Raw genomic sequence first — 20338 nt, forward strand, 5'->3', positions numbered from 1 at the left:
CTCGTTTATCATGGTTTTAAAGGATTCTTGCGTTGTCTTTCAGAAATTTTGACGAATTCTTCCGCGTAAATCGAACTCATTTTCATCATACCCGGGAAGGTGAAATGATGATAATCGCTGAAGTCCTGCATGAGCAAAGAATGCCGTAAATCGCTGAACGAAACCCCGGCTCCGGCGAGGGATTCTAAAAACGAAAGGTGGTCCCGATACCAGTTCGAATGTTCATACCATCCGAGGCTGATCGGGTTTTCGGGATTGTTGACGATCCAGAGGGAAATCCGTTTTTCTTTCAAAAATCCGGCGAACTTTTCGAGATACTGAAAGTGAAGCACCGGAACGAACTTTTCGTCGCGGATGCGGACCTTCGCATCCCGAAGGGCGATCAGATAACCGATCCCGGGTCTTTGAGCGTAATCGTCGAGCAATCGGAAGTTAAAGTATTTAGAATATTCCAAATCGCTCATGCCGATATACCGAAGATCCTCCAACCGTTCCTCTCTGGTGTATTGCATTCCGTTTCGGGGAATGTCCGTCCCGAACGTTTGCTGCAATCGAACCCCGAGTCGATCGTAGCTCCAGTCCTTGTTTTCACCCGAAGCATAATACGGAATCCAAGTATTCGAAAGTTCAGCGTGAATCAGCGGATCACGCGGAACGTTCTTCGCACGGGACGATCCATCATCGGTTTCCGCGGCCGAATTTACGTCGTCATTCGGATCGGACGACGCGTCGCTCGCATAAAACGCTTTGTCCAAAAGAATCTTTTTCCAACCCGGTTCGGTAAAGAGAAACGACTGAACTACATTCTCTTTTTGGAATGTAATTTCAAGCTGCCCGGAGGCGAGAATTTCCGGAACGATCTGGATTAAAAATCCGTCCTTTTTCATCGTTTTCGTCGGAACAAAAGAAAATTTTTGTCCGGTCCAACCGAGAGAAGTTACCCGTTCCGGGATTTGGACCCCGTTGTAACCGTGATAACTCGTATTTCTTCCGTAACGATGATCGTAAAGAGAACGGAGATTTTTCCAAAAAACGTCCTTATACCGATAAAAACCGAAAAGTCCCGACACGATATACTCGGAAGTTCTTGCAAAGCCGAGATCGGAAAAAAATTCCAACGCGGTTTCCAACGGAAAAATAAAACGGGATTGGGGCGCTTCGAAAAAATTCAGCGCGTCCAAAAGAAGAATCTGAGGGTCGATGGTTTCATTTTTATTTTCGGGATTCATCGAGTATGCGCGGTGCAATCTCCAATCGATGAAATTGATCGGAAACACGACGAAGTCAGGTTCCAGTTCGGCGATCTTTTTCCGGCAAAGCCATGCGTCGAGGGGTGTCATCCCCGCGTAAGAAAGAAACTCTACCTCGACTTCTTTTCCGGTTCTGGCAACGATCTCTTTACGGAAGGATTCCCGATCGAAGGAATAATGCGCAATGCTCGAACCGACGATAAGAACCCTCGGATGTAGTTTTCGTTTTTCCCGAAGCGAAAAGTATTCGTATAAAAAATTATAGAAGTGATTGGAACTCCAAGGAGATTCGTTCGGAACCTTCCAGATCAGAACGCGAAAGAATAAAAAGTCGATGAGGAATAAAAAAAGAATCCCGCTCCCCAGAAGAATCCATTGTTTCCCGCTTCGTTGCGATCGTTCCGTTTTCGATTCCGCAGTTTCCCGTTGTTCCAAGTAATCCCTCGTTTTCAAAACCCGACGTTGCAAATTCTTGCAACCGAGCGTTGTCTGTCCAGGAACTTCTTTTTTGACTTTACCCTCAATTCCATCCGGGAATTCTTTCGGGAAGAATGTGGAAGTATGTTCTCAGCCTGATTCTCTTTTTTCTTTCCTTGTTTTATTCCCTGACGCGAAGTCCGGAAGGAATTTATCTGAACTCGGACATCCTGTATCTTCCGGCGCTTGCCCTGGATGTGTTTCGGGATGGAGGAAATTTTCTTTCCTGGTCGTTCACCCCCTCTCCGTATTTTTTTCCGGACTTCCCGACCGTATCGATCCTTCTTTTGTTTTTTGAAAACGCATATCAGGCTCTGCTTTGTTTCGCATTCTTACAGACGATCGCATTCACCGTTCTTATGGAACGTTTCTGGATTTTCACAAAGGAAGAACGGAACCGAAAAAAACTCTCCAAAAAGGAAGCAAGGCGCGTGAAGGCCTGGGTTTTACTTTTGATCTCGTTTTTGCTCCTCGCTGCGAGCCGGTTCCCGACTTTGTATATTCTCTTTTTACCGTCGATCCATGCGAGTGCGTTCTTAATCGCGTTGTATGTTTGGCCTCTTATTCATCATAGAATGGAAAAACGAAACGCGATCTTGCTATTTCTTTGGATCGCGCTTACCACAGCGTCCGATCGGATTCTCTTTATCGAGTTGATCGTTCCCGGAATCTTAGCCGGTTTCCTCTTTTCTTTCACTGCAAATCCAAAAGAGAAAGGATGGAAACGATATTTTCCGGAAAGTTCCAAGCTTCTGTTGTTCGCGGGTTCCGCCGGATTGATCTTACATGCGATTCTAAAATCGTTTTTATATATCGAAAAGGCGGGACGAATCCCCGTGCAGCTTTCACTCGCGCAAGCAACGAAAGATGGAATTCGTTTTTTTACCGAAGCTCGACTTTGGATCACGTCGGGTTTGCAAGGAAACGTTCCGGTGCCCGCGATCCTACTCTTGCTTCTCGCGTTTGCCTTACTTGTCGGTTTAAAAAGAATTCGCAAAACGAAATCGACCGCGTTTCTGTTTTTCTTCTTTGTGATTCTTGCGCTTGCTCCCGTCGCAACGGGATCTTACATCGACGAATATAGCCTGCGTTATGCGGCACCGGCGTTAATCCTCGGGCCCTTCTTTCTTTGTTTCGTCGCCGGATTTCCGAAACGTTATCTTACCCTCGGGATTTTTCTTTTATTCCTTTTGCTTTTGTTTCTCGGGCAAAAATCGACCGAAAACGGTCAAAATCAACCAATTCGGCTCTCCCTGAGGGTACCACAGGAAACCGCGTGCATCGACACAATCGCCGAAAAAACGCCGATTTCTCTGGTCGTGAGCGATTTTTGGGCAGCGAAAAGAATTTTCGTTTTTTCAAAAAAGAAGATCCGCTCCGTTCATGTCGCGTACGGAACATTAGAAGGTTCTCATACGATTTCGAACAAGGATCGATATCTGCAGAATTACGCGGGAACCGTCGCGGTGTTTACGAAAGGATTCGGAGAACAGCGGATTCGGGAAGTGTACGGAGTTCCGTCCAAACGATTCCCCTGCGGAGACGAAGCTTTCTTACTCTACGAAGATTCCCGCAGAATTCAAGAAGCGCTCCGTCGTCCATTTCAAAAAACGAAATAGAGAAAGGGTTTTGTTTCCACGGTCAAGACGACGCCCACGATAAAACCGAGAGCGCTCCATAAAGCGAAAAGACTCCAGTGAAGATTCTCCCGAAAGGATGAAAAAGAACCGGAGAATTCCTCTTTTCTGCCGATCCAGGCCGCCGCAGCCATCAGCCCAAAAATCGTCAGGAACTGAGTCTGCATCGTGTAAGTGGGCTCAATTCCGTCGCGAAACCGAAAAAGAGCGACAAACAGATCCATCGACCCCGAAAACGTTTTGGATCGGAAAAAGATCCAGATCAAACATACGGAAAGAATTACAAAAATCTGATATAGGATTTTCGCGATCCGAGCCGCGAGCGAACCTTCCGTCCAAGGGAAACGGATCCGGTCCCGAAACCATCGCTCCAAAGCCAAACAAAGCCCGTGTAAAAATCCCCAGACGACGAAGTTCCAACTCGCGCCGTGCCACAAACCGCCGAGAAGCATGGTGATCAAAAGATTGCGATAGGTCACAAGTCCGCTGATTCGATTTCCTCCGAGAGGAATGTAAAGATATTCGCGGAGCCAACCGGACAGGGATATATGCCATCTTCTCCAGAAATCGGAAAAACTATCCGCCGTATACGGAAGTTTGAAATTCTCAGGAAGACGAACTCCCAGAAGAAGCGCCGAACCGATCGCGATGTCCGTATAACCGGAAAAATCGCAGTATATCTGGATCGCATACGAAACGACGCCCATCCAGGCAAAAACGGTGGAAACGGATTCCGGAAATTGATAAGCGAAGTCGGAAATCACGGAAATACGGTCGGCGATCACTGCCTTCTTCACGAAACCCAAAAGAATCAGCCAAATTCCTTCTCGAATCGGAACGTTCTCCCAGCGAAACAGGGAACGAAGCGCAGGCAGAAGAATTCTCGCTGAAACGATGGGTCCCGCCACGAGCTGCGGAAAAAAGGAAAGGAATAGGGCGTAATGCGCGAAATTCTTTTCCGCCGGGATTTGTTTTCTATAAACGTCGATCGAATAACTCAGCGATTGAAACGTATAAAACGAAATCCCAACGGGTAGAATCACCTTCAAAGCAGGAGCCTCGACGTTCCAGCCAAACGAATGAAAGAGCGTTAAAAACGAATCCGTAAAGAAATTGAAATACTTAAAAAAACCGAGGACCGCAAGATTTCCGATTAAAGAAAGAAGGAGAAGAATTTTCCGTTTTCGAAGATTCTCCTCGGCGTCCAAACCCCGGCCCACGGAGTAATCCAGAACGGTCGTAAAAAGGATCAAGGCCCCGAAGCGATAATCCCAGGAAAGATAGAAAAAATAACTGACCGAAAGAAGAAAATACAAAACGAAAACATTCTTCTTCGGAAAGAAGGCGGCAAAAGCCCATCGAACGCACCAAACGATTGCAAAAAAAAGAAAGTATTGTGGAGTCGTAAAATTCATTCAAACCGCGGCGACGTACGAATCCAGAATTTCGGCAAAACGGAAATCCTCCAGCCGTTTTTCAGTTCCAGCGAACATCTTAGGGAGAAAAGAAGCTGAAAGATTTATCGAACGAAATTCTAAACTCGATTCAAAAAGCCGTTTCCGAAATCCCCGATTCCTTGTCCGAGGATCTGGACTTCGAAGTGGAAATGTTTTTGTCCAAACTTCGGCTTCTCGGTTCTAAAAGCGGAATCGAAACTCAGGAAATCGATCGAAACGAACTCAAACAAACCTTGTTTCAGATTCTTCGAGAGGACATGGTTTATTCTCTGCAAAAAATTCTCTCCGGCACGAAATTCGTAAACGATTCCTTTCCGGACCTAACACCGATTCATCGCGAAATTCTCGCGATCCTCAAGGAACTCGGAAATTATCACAGACCGCATCCAGGGCGGGACTACTCGAGAATTTCTTTGCTCGAATCCTGGTTTCAGGCGCTTTCGAAAACGTGGACATTCAACCTCCAAAGAGTCGTGGACACGTTTCAGATATATCGTTGGAAGTTGTATTCCTTTACCGAAGAACGTCCTTTTACGTATCAAAGCCCGTCTCAAGTCATCGAAAGAATCCTTTCTCCCGAAGGCTCCGGCCTAAACTTCGCGCAAATCTACGAGGCAGAAGTACTTTTACGGAAGAATTTTCAATTTCATCTTTTACGGAAAATCGGATCGGAAAACCGGCTCAAATATCTGATTTCCACGGAGATTTTAAGCTTAGAATCCGATTCTCTTATCCAAAATTTACACGCAGTCATCTCCACACGTTTGGAAGAACTGCTCAATACGCGGCAGTTAGAACACGAGAACACTTTGAAAGAAAAGCTCGATCTCGAAAAAGAATTCCGCCAAGCGGAGAAGATTCAGAAAAAATCCTTACGCGCGGATCTCCCCGGTCCCGAAGAAAGCGTAAGAATGCAGGTTCTCTACAAACCAGTGCTTCCTGTGGGAGGAGACTTTTATACGATCCGCCGGATTTCCGGCACCGAATATGGGATTTTTCTCGCGGACATTTCCGGTCACGGAATCGGAGCCGCCTTGTTTTTCAATACGCTCAAATCCAGCTTTGAGAAGAATTCCGGATATTGGGAACGCCCTGGCAAACTCTTGCGAAAAATCAACGAAGATGTCTATGGCAAACTAAACGATAATTTCATTACAGCAATCTACATCTACTTAAACATTAAAAAGAAGCTAATTAAATACTCCAATGCTGGTCATAATAAAGGGATTATTTTTAATCATTCGATGCCCAATTTTAAGCTCAGATTTCTTTCACCCGGAGGAAAGGTTCTTGGCATTTTTCCGAAAATGGACTACAAGGAAAAGGAGCTTCGAATTAGCTCTGGAGACAGAATTGCAATTTTTACTGATGGAATCCCGGAAACTCATAGCCCAGAACAAAAAATGCTGGGGGATCGGGAGTTGTACCGCTGGTTGACCAAACGATCTTCCGTCGGAACGATCGCTCCCGCAAGCGAAGTTACGCCGGAAAGCATTGATCAGCACTTAATCGAATTCAGGGGTTCCTCCAAGGCAGAGGATGATATATGCTTAATATTAATCGATATTATGTGATTTGATTATTCTAAGTAAATTAATAAGGATTATTTTTAATCAGAACTGAAGACTTAGACAGTCCACTTATTCTTTACACCACAATTTGGACAAGCTGCTGAAATTTCAGCTTTAACTCTTCGTCCTTTAGGCGTTTCCACTTTCCCAATTGCTACGAACTCAAAATCCACTCCTTCGGGGACATAATGGCCTGCACCATACTTCGCAGAGCCTTCGATCATATACGAACAGGCGTGGCACCGCACGCGGAGTTTAATTACTTCAGCCATAAATCTTTCGTTGATTGTCGAAAAACGCAGAGCTTTCGTAAATTCCTTTTTCTGACATCCTTGCATCCGCAGGAATTCTTCCTACACATGACAAGATTGCATGGTTTTCTTCTTATTCTCCGCCCGCTCCCGTCTCTAATCCGCTCAAAGGGCCTCTGCTTGCAGGCTCCGGCCTTGTAAGACCAGTCTGTTCCAGTCCATTCCGCCGTGCCGGCAATCCGGCACTGCCTTTTCTTTTGCAGGGCGCAACGCAAAAGGCTTCTTTAGAGCCATGCCCTTTTTTAAGAAATTCAGTTTCTTTTATTCAAATCAGCGATCCGACCATTTGATCAGCGGCGGCGCCATCTCTTCGTGCAAGGGCTCAAGCGTCACTGCGATGAGAGAACGTTTGCCTATTTTTAGGCACAAGGGTTATTGTATGTGACATAATCGCGCTGTCATAGAGGTCAGAGTCCTTGATTTTTCGCCAATTCCGGTTTCTGATCCAGCTAAATCTACACCCGCTACAGGCACCCCTCTTATTTGACGGACTCCCGTCGTGTTTAAATTTAGGCAGTTGTAGATTCGCCCAGAATTCGGCCTTGGCTTCGTAGATTTGACCAATGATGACGTGAAGACGTCGCCATTTGCCCATTCTTGGTCATTTGATACTTTGATTTCGTGCCCTGTGCTGAGCACAGGGAGATTTTAGCGTTTTGAGGCTTTTTTGGAGGCTGCTTTTTTAGCGGGCGCTTTTGTTAGGTCCATCGGAAGAGATGCTTGCTTGTCGGACGTTCTTGAACCGGACGGGGCGTCAAAGTTCGTATCGATCCCCTGTTTTTTGTTTCTTTTGACCATGTATACGAAGTGACGGATGTATTGGCCATAGGGTTCCGGCAACGTTTTCGGATCAAAATCAAGAGGATTATCCAGAAGAGACTTCACGACTACTTGGCTCAGATCTTCTTTGCTCGTCATCATGATCGTTTCCAATCGTCTGCAAATTTCGTAATCGTTTACCTCGAGAGACATCTTTTTCATTGCGTTCAGCAATTTTTGAAAAGAAGACCGTTTCACTTTGGAAGCCATGGACAAAGATTTTCAGCCGTAGGCTGAAAAACAAACAAAATAAGAATTTTCTCTATGAGCGGATTTCCGCGCTGAAGTTCGGACGAAGTTGGAATGAAAGTTTTAACTTCCGAATATTGTCGTTAGTCGACAGCCCACCGGAAAGAATTTCATTATTTTGAAGATACAAATTTTCAACCAGACGTTGGCGTTCGAGAATAAATGCCATCTGGATGGCGCCGGAAGGAGCAGCCGTTTTTCCATGAATTCCGACATTTGCAGATTGCTGGGATTGCATCCGAATCAAAGGAAGAATTCTCCGTAAATCATCACTGATTTTCAGATCCGATCGAAACGAACCGCTGATAACCGAATGACCACCGTTTCTTTGGGCCCCAAAGATCCTTTTGGATAAACCTTGCAATTCCGACATTCCCCGGATTCCAACCCAATCTGCAGAAATTCGAGCCCATTTCCAAGCTTGCCACTGTCCCCTATTTTTCCGAGCTCCGGAGTTCCGACCTGCAAACACAACTTGCGGCATATTTACACCGGCGAAAGTCCGAACTCGATCGAAAAAATCGCGGAACGCAAATTCGGCTTCGAAACAGATTGATCTTTTAGATGAAAAAACACCCGCAAGGCATCCGACCGAAAAGATCGAAATCGAAGAAAATGTGGAAGAATGTTCCGACAACGAACTCAGAAAATTCTCAGGTGAAAAAGAATGAGAAAAATCGGTCGCGGTAAAAACGAAAGTGGGAACTTCTTTGAAAGAATTTTGAGAAGGATTGCTTTGAACGACAGCGCGACATCCTACATTCGAACGGAAAGTTAAAAAGTGAAATTCTGACGCGGACAAATTTGCGGTGATTCCGTTTTTGTCGGAGCCGAAATCAGGAGTCGACTTTGAAGTTGATTTACGAATTTCTTTTTGAGCAACAAGCTTAGCGTTCGAAATGGAAAAGTCCAACTGATCCAACTCAAACTTGCTCGCGACCGGTTCCAATAAAACTCGGTTCACTTCCGCTTGATGCGTTAAAATTTCAGACGCCGCTTCCGACTTATTTTCGGACGCGGACAAAGATCCAACCCCACCGAACCCGGCCAGCCCGATAAGCAAGATTTGTGCCAGAAATTTTGTTTTTGCTCGAAAAAACATAGCAATTTTCTATAATTTGCCCGTTTTTCAAGAAAATGGAAGCTTTTTTTAGTGTTTTTCGGAGTTTTTTTAAAGTTCAAACCTAAGCGGCCTTCCGGAAAAGGCGCTTCACTCTCAACTTCCACTCCCAGAGAATGATTCCTTTTTCCTCTTCTTCGGCGCGGTCTTGTTCTTTTTCAAGAAGCGCGTAACACATGCTCGCGATTTCCGGACCAAAATTTTTCTCCAACTCAACTTCGAACTCGGGAACTTTCATCTCTAAAATCAATTCCGCAAGTCGAAAGCCTTCGTCCAGATTCAAAAGTTTTTGTTTAGCTAACTTTAAATCGTCCTTCTCAAATTCATTGCGAATCATTACCGCAAAAAAAGTTCGAATAAAAGAAACTTCCTCCGGCTTTAATTGGAAATCGAGTAGAAGTTGTTTTACCTTTTCGAGATCCATTCTTCTCAAATGAATCCGAGCCAAAAATACCGGGTTCCCGGAATGAATGTTGAGATTTCCGGAATCCATAATATCCGCGGCGCGGACTTTGTTGAAGTCGACGATCCCGGATTCTTTTTTATTGTTCGCTTCGGAAGGCGCCGCCTCGGCGACCTTGTGAGCCGCGACTTTTTTGCGAACGATCAGCATGTTGAGAGAAGGAAAACGGATTTTCAGAGTGATCAAATCCTGGCGCGGATAGGATTCGTCCAGAACGAGATGGTGCATTTCCACCCCTTCTTCCCGAGAACGGATCAAATCCTCGTTATTCTGAAAATGATATACTACAACCGGAAGGACGTCGCAGTCGCTTCCGCTATTGAGAAAAATAGTTCGAACCTCGTTTCCGGAATTGGAATGCTGATACGGGATCACGAGTTTCCCCTGTTTTACGTTCACGAAACTCAGTTCGCCCAAACGAAAGTGGGAAAGATTAAATTCCGCCCCTAAAAAAACGACCCTCGGAACGGCGACGACGATGGAATTATTTTTCGCTCCCCGAGGAACTTCCGGCCCTTTTTGGGTAAAGACCACGTAGGTCATTTTTGCGAGACGGACTTTTACTAAAAATCCGCCCGGCGTTTTTCGTTCTTCGTAGAGAGAATCGAGATCCACTTTAGCCAATCTCCAATTGTTTGAGTTTGTATTGCAAAGATCCCCTCGAAATTCCGAGGGCCCGCGCCATTCGAATTTGATTTCCGCCGAATAATTTTTGGGCCAAAAGAATCTTCTGCCGTTCCACGGCCTCGACCGCCCTGCGGAGATCGAGATCTTCGGAATCGGGAATCGTCAGAATTCGATCCCGAATTTCCGTTCGGTCCTGAATTTCAATTTCGGAACCGGAGGAACTCAAAATAGATTCTTCCAAAAGATTGCGCAAGCCAGAAAGATTTTTCTCAAACCCCATTTTTGCGATCTTTTGAAGATTTTCTTCCGAAAGACGAAGGTCTTCGCGACCGGAAGATTCTTTCAATTCCTCCAAAATCAACCGGATCGCGGTTCGTTTTTGAGAAGAATTTAGTTTGTCCAAACCCGGAATTTCGATCGTCTTTTGGAGTAAAAATTCCCGAAACGGACGGAAGATTTCGTTGGGTTCGACACCGGCGGTTTCGGTAAAAATCAGACGAAATTCTCCCGACGCCGCGGACAAAAGTTGAAAGAAGAATTTTTGTTGGATCGAGGTAAATTTTTCCGCGCCCTCGATTAGAATCGTACCGGAATCGGTCATTCGAATCCACTCGTCCAAGGATTTTTCCAGCTTGGAAATCTGCTCGGGCAAAAATCCCAAAACCAGAATTCCTTTTTCCGGGTTCAGATTTCGATGCAGCCATTTCCCGAGAGTCTTTTTTCCGGAACCAGCAGGGCCCAAAATTCGAGCCCAAGAATTTTTTCTTTCGAGCCATTCCGGAGGAGAATCACAGCCGGAAATTTCCGCAAGAAAATCCGCGACCCCTTCTTTTTTCAAAGAATCAATGCGAGAATGAGAAGAAGAATGCGCTTTCAAAACGGAGGTTTTCACCTCCGCATTTGCCGAGATTTTTTGAGCCGCCAAAGCCCAAAGCAAAAGAACGGAATCGGGAGGTTTCTCCAAAAATTCGGCGAGAAAAAATCCTTCCAAGAAAGAGTTCCCCCGGATCCCGGCCACCAAGCACCCGGCGGAATCTGGATGGAACATATCGTTTTCCGTGGCCACAAACCAGATCGGAAAAAAGTCGGAACTGCGATTGAGTCGATCTAAGTTCCCGGTGGACCGCGATAAGAAAGAATAGAAAAATCCGTCCTCGTCGTAACCGACGCTCGCGACCTCTTCCAGACTTTGACCGCGGTCGGAACTCAACGTAAGAACTCCGCACGTCGCACCGGAAATGCGAACCCATTCTTCAAAAGCGCTTGCAAACTCTTTCCTAGTAGTTTCCAAGGAAGAATTCTCCGCAAAGAATGGGTTGAAAAAGGACGGATGCACAAAGGGAAGATGTTTAAAATTAAGCATCCTGTCAACCAAGTACAGGAGAATGTCGGACGTCCGACAAAATCGATTCTGAAAAAGATTTTTTACTCAAAAAAGATCTAATTTCGGATAAATGATTGAAGATAGAAAACCATCATCCCATCTGGAAACCGAGACCGAACTCGAAGCGACGACGCGCATTTCTTACAAGAAAAATTCCTCCAATCCAAACCCGGTCTCGATAAGGATTCAATGTCGGATATCCGACAATAGAGTATAAGGTAGAATCATGATAGTTGTATCTATAGCAAACCAGAAAGGCGGAGAAGGAAAAACGACTACTTCTCTCAATCTGTCCATGGGGCTCGCGAGAAGAGGAAAAAAAACCCTGCTCGTCGACATCGATCCTCAGGCAAATTCAACCGGCATTTTTACGAATCCGGAGACTCTGGAAAAATCGATGCACGGGGTTTTTAACTCGAAAATGACGATCAAAGAAATCATGATCGAAACCAAACAGCCCAATTTGTATCTAGCGCCTTCGAAAACAAATCTTGCCGAAGTGGAAACCCTTTCCGGAACTTCCGTCGACGCCCCTTACATCTTGAGAGATGCTCTCCAAGGTGTGGACGGAATCGAATTTTGCATCATCGACTGCCCTCCCAGTTTGTCGATTTTTACGATCAACGCATTAGTTGGATCAAACTATGTTGTGATCCCTTTGCAGGCAGAAAAATTTTCCGTGGATGGAATCGTCGGGCTACAGCAAACGATTACGAGCATCAAAAAAAGAATCAATCCCGGGCTTGAAATCTTAGGCGCGCTCGTGACGCAACTCAAGCCGCAAACACTTTTGACCAAAACGATCGTCCCCGTTCTTACGAAATATTTCCGTATTTTTGAAACGAGCATCTCCGACGGAGTGGCTGTGGGAGAATCTCATCTTGCAAAAAAATCGGTATTTGAGTATAACAAAACGAGCAAGCAGGCCCAAGAATACGAAGGCTTTATTGAGGAGTTTTTGAATGAGCTCAAAAAGTAAACGGCTCGGTTCCCTCGCGGACGTATTCCAAGCTGAAAAGCTGGAAGGAACCGTCAAAAAAATCCGCCTTGATAAAATTCTTCCGTCGGAAAATCAGCCTCGCCAAGACCGAAAAAAAGGCGTGGAAGATCTTGCGAGAAGTTTGGAAAAAGACGGACTTCTCCAACCCATCATCGTAACAAAACAAAATCCCGAAGACGAAAATTATAGAATCGTTGCGGGAGAAAGAAGATACCACGCAGCCAAACAACTCGGCTGGCTCGAAGTGGAATGTAAAATTTTAGACCGGGATGAAAAAGAAACCTTTCGGCTCGCCATCATCGAAAACCTTCAAAGAGAAAACTTATCGCCTTATGAAGAAGTCGAGGCCATGTCTCACCTGAAGACCAGCTTCAAATACACGGACCAAGAGTTGGGAACATTATTCGGAAAAAGCAGAAGTTATATGACGGAACTCCTCGGAATTTCCGACTTGAGTAAAGACGAATTGAAATTTTGCAAAGAAGCCGGAATCGAAAGTAAGAACCTATTGATCCAGGCGGTTTCCGCGTCCCGCAAAGGGACATTTTCTGAATTCTTGAATTTATTCCAAACCGGGGCACTCAAAACGGTCAAGGACGCGAAGTCGTTTAATCGCGAAGAAGACAACCTCTTCTCTCCCAAGGCATTAAGCACTTCGGTTCCAAAAACTTCCTCTTCGGGGTCCAAAACGACCGAATATAAAATCACGAAGAAACAAGGTTTGATTCAGATCAGTTCCGAAAACGAAGAGTTGCTCGGAGAGATTCTAAAGCTGATCAAAAAAGAAATCCGCAAGAAATTCGAATCCGCATAATCGCAGCTCAATGTCGCTTAATAATTTTGTTAAGCGACATCAAAAAAGTACATACAAGTACTTAGCAAAAGAAATTTCCAAAACCCCTGAAAAAACATTCAATGGGATTGACAAAGCTTCGCCTTGAATGTTTAATGTGACATAATATAGTAAACGGAAATATAGTACGAAGCTCAAATCCGAAAGGATTCGGGCCGAAGGCGTATTTTCTGGATCCGGATAAAAAAATTCCCCTGGAGAACCAGGGGCCGGATTTTCCCGAAGGAATGTTGTTGGATGAGACATAAGTATCATTATGTCGGATAATGTCAACTTTCTTCGGAATTTTTGCTTAAAATTAATGTACTTCCGAAACGGAGGGACCCGAAAAGAAAGATGGGCGAGCATTATCCATACATCAAATTTTTCGCAGATATCATCGAATCTGGCGTCTGGGCGAGCCTTTCTTCGGCCGCAAAAACGCTCTATCTGGTGCTGCTTAAATTTAGTGATCAACATTTCAAACCCGTCTGGCCCAGTACGGAAGTCCTACTCAAGCTGACCGGCTTTAAGACAAAAAAATCCATCATTCAAGGAAAGAGAGACCTGATCCAAGCAGGCTTACTCCAAGTAACCCCGGGAACGGGGCACACAAGTTCTCGTTATTATTTTTGCTTCAACTACCAAGGGTCCAAAATTCCACCGCAGGGGTATATTTCCGGATACCCGGGGGGTGGCAATTTGGAATCTCCGGAGGTATCAGGAAGGCGACCTCAGGGGTCGGCGGAAGGAACCCCAAACCATATTAATATAACCATAACCAACAATCAAAATCAAGAACCAGAAAAGAAGAGAATGCATTTGAATTTAGGTTCTTTAGAAGAAAAATACGGAGCCTCTACCTTGGCGGAAGCGCTCGGAATTGCAAAAGCTCGAGGCATGGAAACGAATTTAAAGTATGTTCAAGGAATTTGTAAGAACTTAATTCGGACTGACTTGGGAGCAATGCCGGAATTTAATCAGGAATCCAAGGCTCCTGAGCAGGATGCGACTTGGAACGGATTCTTACATTGGTCGCGGGAAAGACTCACTCGATCGAGCCTAGAAATCTTAGAACGAATTCGAGTCGAGCCGGATGGAAGAACACTTTGCGTGTTGGATGGCGTGCCGGAGTCGTTGCGAATGATCATAGCAAAGTACTTCACAGAGGAAATCCGTCCCCCGATATTGGTTATATTTTCCGCGAAAACAGAAGAAAATCGAACTACATCCTCGAAATATTAAAAAGAGAACCAGGACAAATCTTGAATGAATTCTGAATCAATTCGAATCAGCCACCCCGGTCTGATCAAAATCCGTGAAATCAAATCATCGGGGACCAGCGATTTAAAAGAAGGGAAATTGCTCCGTTATTCGGAAGCGAAAGATTCTCCCGGAATTTCCGCCCTCACCTTGCACTTTGACGGAGTTTCCAGCCTCAATCAAATCCGTCTTCATTCGAATCCGCAAGAAGCGGCATTTTTTCCCGACACGTTCCGTTTTGAAATCTCGATGGACGGAATCGTATGGGAACCGATTTTGCAAGAGACCGGATTTAGGCGTTTAAATCAGAAGACCGGGCTTTGGAATTTTTCTCTGGTTCAAGCTAAATTTTTAAAGCTGATCTGCCAGGTAAGCGAGAAGGACGGCTCGGGAAAATATAAGATCGCCCTTGGCCAGTTAGAAGTAGGAATTTCGGGCATCGTCAAAATTGGAGTCAGCACGGAACAAGATCGATTCTGGGTAAAAGAAAATCTCATCGATCAACGGCCTGACTACGGATGGTCATCAAAAGAATCTTCCAAGCCGTCGGAAGAATTCTTTCTTGTAGATTTAGGATCGATCAGTCGCGTGAATGAGCTGCGACTTTTGACTCCGAAATTAAACCCCACTTTTTTTCCGGAAAGTTTTACAGTTTATTACAGCGAAGACGATCTTTCTTGGAATCAGTTGCTGGAGGAGAATCAATTTTTATCCGAGCCGGGCGTTTGGTATCAATGGAGATTTTTGCCGACTAACGTCCGTTATTTGAAACTCGTTGCGCGCCAGAAAGAAAGAAAAGGCCAAGAAGTTTATCAGACAAAAATCGTAGAATTGGAATTATACGCGACGCCGCATTTGAGCGACCTCACGAATAAACCGACGGCCGAACCTCTTCCCTATGCAACCGTGTTGCGGTCAGGGTTGGTGCGTTTGGCGGTGGACGGGGAAAATTCGGAAGGAGTTGCGGTTCAATCCAACGACAGAAGATTGAGGGACGCTTCTACCGAATACAAAGGGATCGTCGAACTTGCGGGGGACGGAGAAGACAAGGAAGGCGTCGTTGTTCAAGGAAACGACAAACGTCTAAAACATTCCACGGAACTCGCGCACGGTTTGGTTCGTCTGGCATCTAATGGCGAAAATCGGGCAGAAAGAGTTGTTCAAGGAAATGACGACCGTTTGAAGGCGGCAACCGTTTCCAGTCTTGGAATTGTCGAACTCGCCGAGAACGGTGAAACGAAAGAAGGCGTGGTTGTTCAAGGAAACGACGATCGACTGAAAATCGCCACTGCGAAAAAATACGGACTGGCGATTCTTTCCGAACCGGGCGCGTCGGAACCCGGAAAAGTGGTCACCGCTGACGATCCGAGAATTCGAAAAGCGAATACGGAATTTCCGGGGATCGTTCGTTTTGCGAAAAGCGGAGAAGATTCGGCGGATGCGGCCGTTCAAGGAAATGATAAGCGCCTAAAAATCGCCACCGCGGAATCGTATGGAATCGTTCAGCTCGCACAGTCGGGCGAATCGAAAGAAGGTCTTGTCGTCCAGGGAAATGATAAACGGCTTCGCAACGCCACGACTTCTTATCCCGGGATCGTGGAGATTGCAACATTGGGCAGCAATGTGCCGGGAAAAGTTGTTTCTGCCGACGACCCGAGATTGTCCGACAAAAGAGATCCGAAGCCGCACACGCACGATTACGCGCCGTTGGATCACGACTTTAGTTCTCATACGGGATTCTTAAAAGTAAAAGGAAATACCGAAGCTTCTTATACGAACATTTCTCCCCCACCGGAAAATCATGCGCCCATTTATGGGAAGAATGAAAGCGAGAAAGGCGCCGGAATTGTCGGCGCGGGTCGGAACACCGGCTTGATCGGTTACGGAGAAAAATACGGAGTTCGGGGAGATTCTTCTTCGGGCGAAAAGGACGCAGCCGGAATTATAGGTCTCGCCAAACGAGGGTTTGGCGGAATATTCCATTCGAGATCCGGAGTTGCGCTTTACGCGACCGGAAAAGGAATCGCTTCCTTGGGAGAAACTGGATCGGGTAAGGCCCTGCTTGCGGAAGGAGAATCTGAATTTTCCGGTACTGTTCGAATTTCGACGGGAAAGAATTCCGACTGCATCGCGAGATTCTTTCCCGTAAATCCTTCGGACGTGATTTCCGAAGGCGACATTTTGGTCATGGGGGAAGACGGAAGGTTGCAAAAGGCAAAGACAGCTAACGCGACGCATGCGATCGGCGTTGCCGTGAAATCGGCGGCCTTGCTCTTCGGGGGCGAAGCACCTGCGGACGGAACTCATTGGTTGGTTGCGGTTTCTGGGGTCGTTACGGTGAATGCGGATGCGTCCGCGTATCCGATTCAACCTGGGAGCTTGCTCGTTACCGGTTTGACGGGCGGACACGCTGTTCGAATTTCGGCGGAATCTCTTCGTCCTGGTTCTTTGTTTGGTAAAGCTTTGAGCCCGCTTCGATCCGGAAAAGGTCAGATCCAGATTCTTCTTTGCTGTCAATAATCGGGAGTTTATGAAAAAAGTATCTGAAATTTACGGCTCTGCAAAAGGGCCGGTGTATTCGTTTGAATTCTTCCCTCCGAAAACTCCGGAAGGAGATGTGAAATTGATGGAGACGGTGAAAGAACTGTCTCGTTTGAATCCCGACTTTGTAACGGTGACATACGGCGCCGGAGGTTCGACCAGGGATAAAACCGTGCAGATTTTGTCGGAGATTTCTAAGAATTATTCCGTTCCGACGGTTTCTCATTTTACCTGTGTCGGTGCAAATCGAGATCAGATTCGGGAAACATTGAAAGGAATTCGTTCCGCGGGAATCGTCAATCTGATGGCGCTGCGCGGAGATCCTCCCAAGGGCGAAGGCGAATTCAAAAAAACCGAGGGCGGATTTGCAAACGCGACGGAGCTAATTTCGTTTATCCGTTCCGAAAAGATGGATTTTTGTATCGGCGGCGGTTGTTATCCCGAAAAACATCCGAATGCAAAAACTCTCGAAGAGGACGTTCGCAATCTAAAATTAAAAGTGGAAGCGGGAACGGATTTTTTGGTTTCTCAGCTTTTCTTTGTGAATTCCATCTTTGAGAATTTTTTAAATCTCGTGAGAAAGGTCGGAATTACGATTCCAGTGATTCCGGGAATTATGCCGATCACTTCGTTTTCTCAGATTGAACGATTCCGGTCTTTGGCGGCCTGCGAGTTTCCTTCTTCTTTGATCGAAGATTTGCAGGAAGTCGAGCATCGCCCCGAGGAATTTTATCGGAGAAGTTTGAATTTTACGGTGAAACAATGTCGCGAGCTCCTTGCGATGGGAGCCCCCGGGATTCATCTTTATACGCTCAATCAATCGCACGCGAGTTATGACATCGTCCGAGAATTAAAGGGATAAACGCGGCGGAGAATCCTTTCGTGTTCCGACAAGATTTTTTTGTAAAACGCTGCGCCCCGCCCTCTTTGGGTGGCGGAGGTGGGCGTTTGGCGGGAAAAATTCCGGGAAATTTTCTATATCCGAAAATTCTATTTTTGTAAAGTATTTCTTCGTATTGCGTTTGTGGGAACTCCTACAAATCGTCTCTTGCAAAAATGATTGCCTATTTCTCTTTGCGATCCGCCCGTTTGTCGGCGGACAATTTCTCTCCTTAAAAAAGATATTCTTCTTTTCCTGTAGGAAGAAAGCCCGCTTCAACACCTTTTCGATACAAGGTAAGAATCGCCTCTCTTCCATCGGTTCCGAGAGAACGTGTAAATTCGTTCACATACAATCCGATATGCGCATCCACGACTTCGCGGGTCGTATCTTGGGAATGTTTGAGAATGTATTCGTAAGTTTCTTCGCGATTTTTGTAAGCCAGATCCAAGCTGTGTTTCAGGGAAGAATCGAAATTCTCCTTTAATGGAGCGCCCAAATCTCGGCGAAAGGCGATTGCGCCTAACGGAATGTGCTTGCCTGTCGTTTCTTCCCACCATTCTCCGAGGTCCTGAAGTTTGACCAGTCCTTGTTTTTCGTAAGTAAATCTTTCTTCGTGAATGAGAACGCCGAAGTCCGCTTCTTCCGCAAGAAGAAGTGGAATGATCTTGTCGTATCGAACCGCGGTCGGTTGAAAGTCGTTCTTTAAGAAGAGTTTTAAAAGCAAGTTCGCGGTGGTAAGTTCGCCCGGAATCAGTATCTTTTTTCCTTTTGCGTTTCCGGGATTCTTCCCTTTTTTATAAACAAGAAGAGGTCCGCAATTTCTCCCAAGCGCCGTGCCCGAATCCAAAATCGAATATCGATCCATAACGGAAAAGTACGCGGCAAAGGAAAGTTTCGTCGCTTGGTATTTTCCTGCAAACGCGGCACGATTGAGCTCTTCGACGTCGTGCAGTTCTTCGCGGATTCGAAATTGATCCGTCGCCTTTCCGTGCGCAAGATGATAAAATAAAAACGTATCGTTGGGACAGGGAGAATAAGCTAAGCTGAGTTCCATCATGTTTCTACTTAGATTCCATGATTTCGGATTTTGCCGAAAAAAGAAAGTCTCTTCTTGCAACTTTAATTTGCAGATGTTGTCGGAACTTTGATAAGATTCTTTTTCCGAAAATCGGAAATGTTCCGACAACATCTTTGATTTCCGGTTGCGGGACGTGGAATTTTCTGATAAAGGAAAATTGGCCCAACCACTCCCGCCTCCACACCACCACCGCCCAAACTTAGGGTGGGGCCGTCGTTTCACAAAAAAACATCCCTGCTCCGACAAATCCCCTATTTTCCTGCGAATCTCTAAAAAAATCATTCACGAAAGCCGTTGTCAGGATTTACTGAAAGAATCATGTCTTTTGACCCGACACAAATTCATACGATCGCCGTCGATTTGGACGGAACTCTTCTAAACTCCAAAAGCAGAATTTCTCCCCTCACCCATTCCGTTCTGCAAAAGGCGATCGATCAGGGAAAAAATCTCGTGATCGCAACGGGCAGAAGATTTTATTCCACGTTCGCCTTTGCAAAAGAATTCAAGGGAGAAGTTCACGTCGTCTCCAATAACGGGCAGATTCTCCGTAAGTCTCCGAACGCGGAACGGATTGCGGAAAGTTATCTGGAACTCGACGTCGTACATAAAATTCTTCATTTAGGAAAAGAATTCCATACGCCGCCCATTCTGCATGTGGACCGGTTCGAGGAAGGCATCGACATGCTGACCGAGGTTCCGATCACGGACGGAATGTATCACAACTATTCCGGCGGAGACCATTCGCGAACAAGATCCATTGGAGATCTTTTGTCCGCCGATCTCGAAAAAATTTTAGTGATTTGTTTTTTATCTCTTCGCAAAGAAGATTTGGATTCTCTGGTTCATAAAATTTCCGCGCTGCCGGAAGCGTCTTCTCTTCGATGTATTCTCACCAAAATTCCCGGAGTGTCGTATTGCGTGGAAATCATCAACGTCTCCGTATCCAAATGGTCGGGCATTTCCCGATTCTTATCTCTTAAGGGATTGGACGGAAGCGGTGTGATCTCTTTCGGAGATGAAAGAAACGATTTGGAGATGCTGCTTCACAGCGGCGCGGGTTTTGCGATGAAGAATGCGATTCCGGAAATCAGAAATTCCGCGAGACACGTTACGCGATACAGCAACGAAGAGGACGGAGTCGCTCTCGCCTTAGTGGAGAACGGGATTGTTCTTTTTTGAAACGGGCGCTGGGCCGCAGCTTTTGCACGCTCCGTTGTAGCAGCCGAAGTCCTCTTCTTTGTTTGCCGAGGATTTATCCGTAAATTCGCGGATCACGGAGATCAAGGGAAAGAACAATCGAATCGCCGTTAGGCTGACGATTCCGTAAACGATCCAATCCTGTGTTTGTATCTCCAGGTGCATACGACCAAATTGAA

General features: G+C 45.8%; 17 protein-coding genes. 8 read left to right on the forward strand and 9 right to left on the reverse strand.

The window, feature by feature from the left end; translation table 11 throughout:
• Window positions 1-8: 8 nt before the first annotated feature.
• Window positions 9-1622: an LB_356 family protein gene (locus tag DLM76_RS17695; protein WP_429946435.1), complete on the reverse strand. Its 1614-nt coding sequence runs from the start codon at window positions 1620-1622 to the stop codon at window positions 9-11.
• A 179-nt stretch (window positions 1623-1801) separates the two neighbouring features.
• Here DLM76_RS17695 and DLM76_RS17700 point away from each other — a divergent pair, with 179 nt between their 5' ends.
• Entirely contained in the window at window positions 1802-3346 is a 1545-nt protein-coding gene (locus DLM76_RS17700) for a hypothetical protein (RefSeq protein WP_118966015.1), read from the forward strand.
• Here the strand turns inward: DLM76_RS17700 and DLM76_RS17705 are convergent.
• Window positions 3331-4779: an MBOAT family O-acyltransferase gene (locus tag DLM76_RS17705; RefSeq protein ID WP_118966016.1), complete on the reverse strand. Its 1449-nt coding sequence runs from the start codon at window positions 4777-4779 to the stop codon at window positions 3331-3333. The two genes, DLM76_RS17700 and DLM76_RS17705, sit on opposite strands and share 16 nt — an antisense overlap.
• Window positions 4780-4940: 161 nt before the next feature.
• On the opposite strand from DLM76_RS17705, the gene DLM76_RS17710 reads away from it, so the two are divergent.
• Window positions 4941-6395, forward strand: a complete 1455-nt coding sequence (locus DLM76_RS17710; RefSeq protein WP_118966017.1) for a PP2C family protein-serine/threonine phosphatase — start codon at window positions 4941-4943, stop codon at window positions 6393-6395.
• A 53-nt stretch (window positions 6396-6448) separates the two neighbouring features.
• Here DLM76_RS17710 and DLM76_RS17715 read toward each other — a convergent pair whose 3' ends face one another.
• The 5 genes from DLM76_RS17715 to DLM76_RS17745 all read right to left on the reverse strand — a co-directional run bounded on the left by DLM76_RS17715 (window position 6449) and on the right by DLM76_RS17745 (window position 11344).
• Window positions 6449-6664 carry a hypothetical protein gene (locus tag DLM76_RS17715; RefSeq protein ID WP_118957237.1) on the reverse strand — a complete coding sequence of 72 codons (216 nt, stop codon included), beginning with the start codon at window positions 6662-6664 and terminating at the stop codon, window positions 6449-6451.
• Between the two features lie 687 nt (window positions 6665-7351).
• Window positions 7352-7732, reverse strand: a complete 381-nt coding sequence (locus DLM76_RS17725) for a phosphatidylinositol phospholipase (protein ID WP_118966019.1) — start codon at window positions 7730-7732, stop codon at window positions 7352-7354.
• A 52-nt stretch (window positions 7733-7784) separates the two neighbouring features.
• The gene (locus tag DLM76_RS21480) at window positions 7785-8018 is read right to left on the reverse strand and encodes a hypothetical protein (RefSeq protein WP_147455806.1); all 234 of its coding nucleotides are present in this window, start codon (window positions 8016-8018) and stop codon (window positions 7785-7787) included.
• A 937-nt stretch (window positions 8019-8955) separates the two neighbouring features.
• Window positions 8956-9969: a hypothetical protein gene (locus DLM76_RS17740; protein WP_118966022.1), complete on the reverse strand. Its 1014-nt coding sequence runs from the start codon at window positions 9967-9969 to the stop codon at window positions 8956-8958.
• Window position 9970: 1 nt separating this feature from the next.
• Window positions 9971-11344, reverse strand: a complete 1374-nt coding sequence (locus tag DLM76_RS17745; RefSeq protein WP_118966023.1) for a helix-turn-helix domain-containing protein — start codon at window positions 11342-11344, stop codon at window positions 9971-9973.
• A gap of 247 nt (window positions 11345-11591) precedes the next feature.
• Here DLM76_RS17745 and DLM76_RS17750 point away from each other — a divergent pair, with 247 nt between their 5' ends.
• From DLM76_RS17750 to metF, 5 genes are all read left to right on the forward strand, one after another.
• Complete coding sequence (locus DLM76_RS17750; protein ID WP_118956989.1) at window positions 11592-12344, forward strand: ParA family protein; 753 nt, start codon at window positions 11592-11594, stop codon at window positions 12342-12344.
• Window positions 12328-13179 carry a ParB/RepB/Spo0J family partition protein gene (locus DLM76_RS17755; protein ID WP_118966024.1) on the forward strand — a complete coding sequence of 284 codons (852 nt, stop codon included), beginning with the start codon at window positions 12328-12330 and terminating at the stop codon, window positions 13177-13179. Before DLM76_RS17750 ends, DLM76_RS17755 begins: the two co-directional genes overlap by 17 nt.
• Window positions 13180-13554: 375 nt before the next feature.
• Window positions 13555-14442 (forward strand): helix-turn-helix domain-containing protein, encoded by an 888-nt coding sequence (locus tag DLM76_RS17760; protein WP_118966025.1) that lies wholly within the window; start codon window positions 13555-13557, stop codon window positions 14440-14442.
• Between the two features lie 24 nt (window positions 14443-14466).
• Window positions 14467-16980 carry a discoidin domain-containing protein gene (locus DLM76_RS17765; RefSeq protein WP_118956986.1) on the forward strand — a complete coding sequence of 838 codons (2514 nt, stop codon included), beginning with the start codon at window positions 14467-14469 and terminating at the stop codon, window positions 16978-16980.
• Window positions 16981-16990: 10 nt separating this feature from the next.
• A complete protein-coding gene (metF, locus tag DLM76_RS17770) occupies window positions 16991-17863 on the forward strand; it encodes a methylenetetrahydrofolate reductase [NAD(P)H] (protein WP_118956985.1) in 873 nt (290 codons plus the stop codon).
• Between the two features lie 250 nt (window positions 17864-18113).
• Here metF and DLM76_RS17775 read toward each other — a convergent pair whose 3' ends face one another.
• On the reverse strand, window positions 18114-18938 hold the full coding sequence (locus DLM76_RS17775) for a 1,4-dihydroxy-6-naphtoate synthase (RefSeq protein ID WP_118966092.1): 825 nt from the start codon (window positions 18936-18938) through the stop codon (window positions 18114-18116).
• Between the two features lie 342 nt (window positions 18939-19280).
• Here DLM76_RS17775 and DLM76_RS17785 point away from each other — a divergent pair, with 342 nt between their 5' ends.
• Window positions 19281-20141 carry a Cof-type HAD-IIB family hydrolase gene (locus DLM76_RS17785; RefSeq protein WP_118966027.1) on the forward strand — a complete coding sequence of 287 codons (861 nt, stop codon included), beginning with the start codon at window positions 19281-19283 and terminating at the stop codon, window positions 20139-20141.
• On the opposite strand, the gene DLM76_RS17790 is transcribed toward DLM76_RS17785, so the two are convergent.
• Window positions 20112-20324 (reverse strand): hypothetical protein, encoded by a 213-nt coding sequence (locus DLM76_RS17790; RefSeq protein ID WP_118956982.1) that lies wholly within the window; start codon window positions 20322-20324, stop codon window positions 20112-20114. The genes DLM76_RS17785 and DLM76_RS17790 overlap by 30 nt on opposite strands.
• Between the last annotated feature and the right edge of the window lie 14 nt (window positions 20325-20338).

This window comes from Leptospira yasudae, from assembly GCF_003545925.1.
In the GTDB taxonomy this organism is placed as follows: Bacteria; Spirochaetota; Leptospiria; order Leptospirales; family Leptospiraceae; genus Leptospira; species Leptospira yasudae.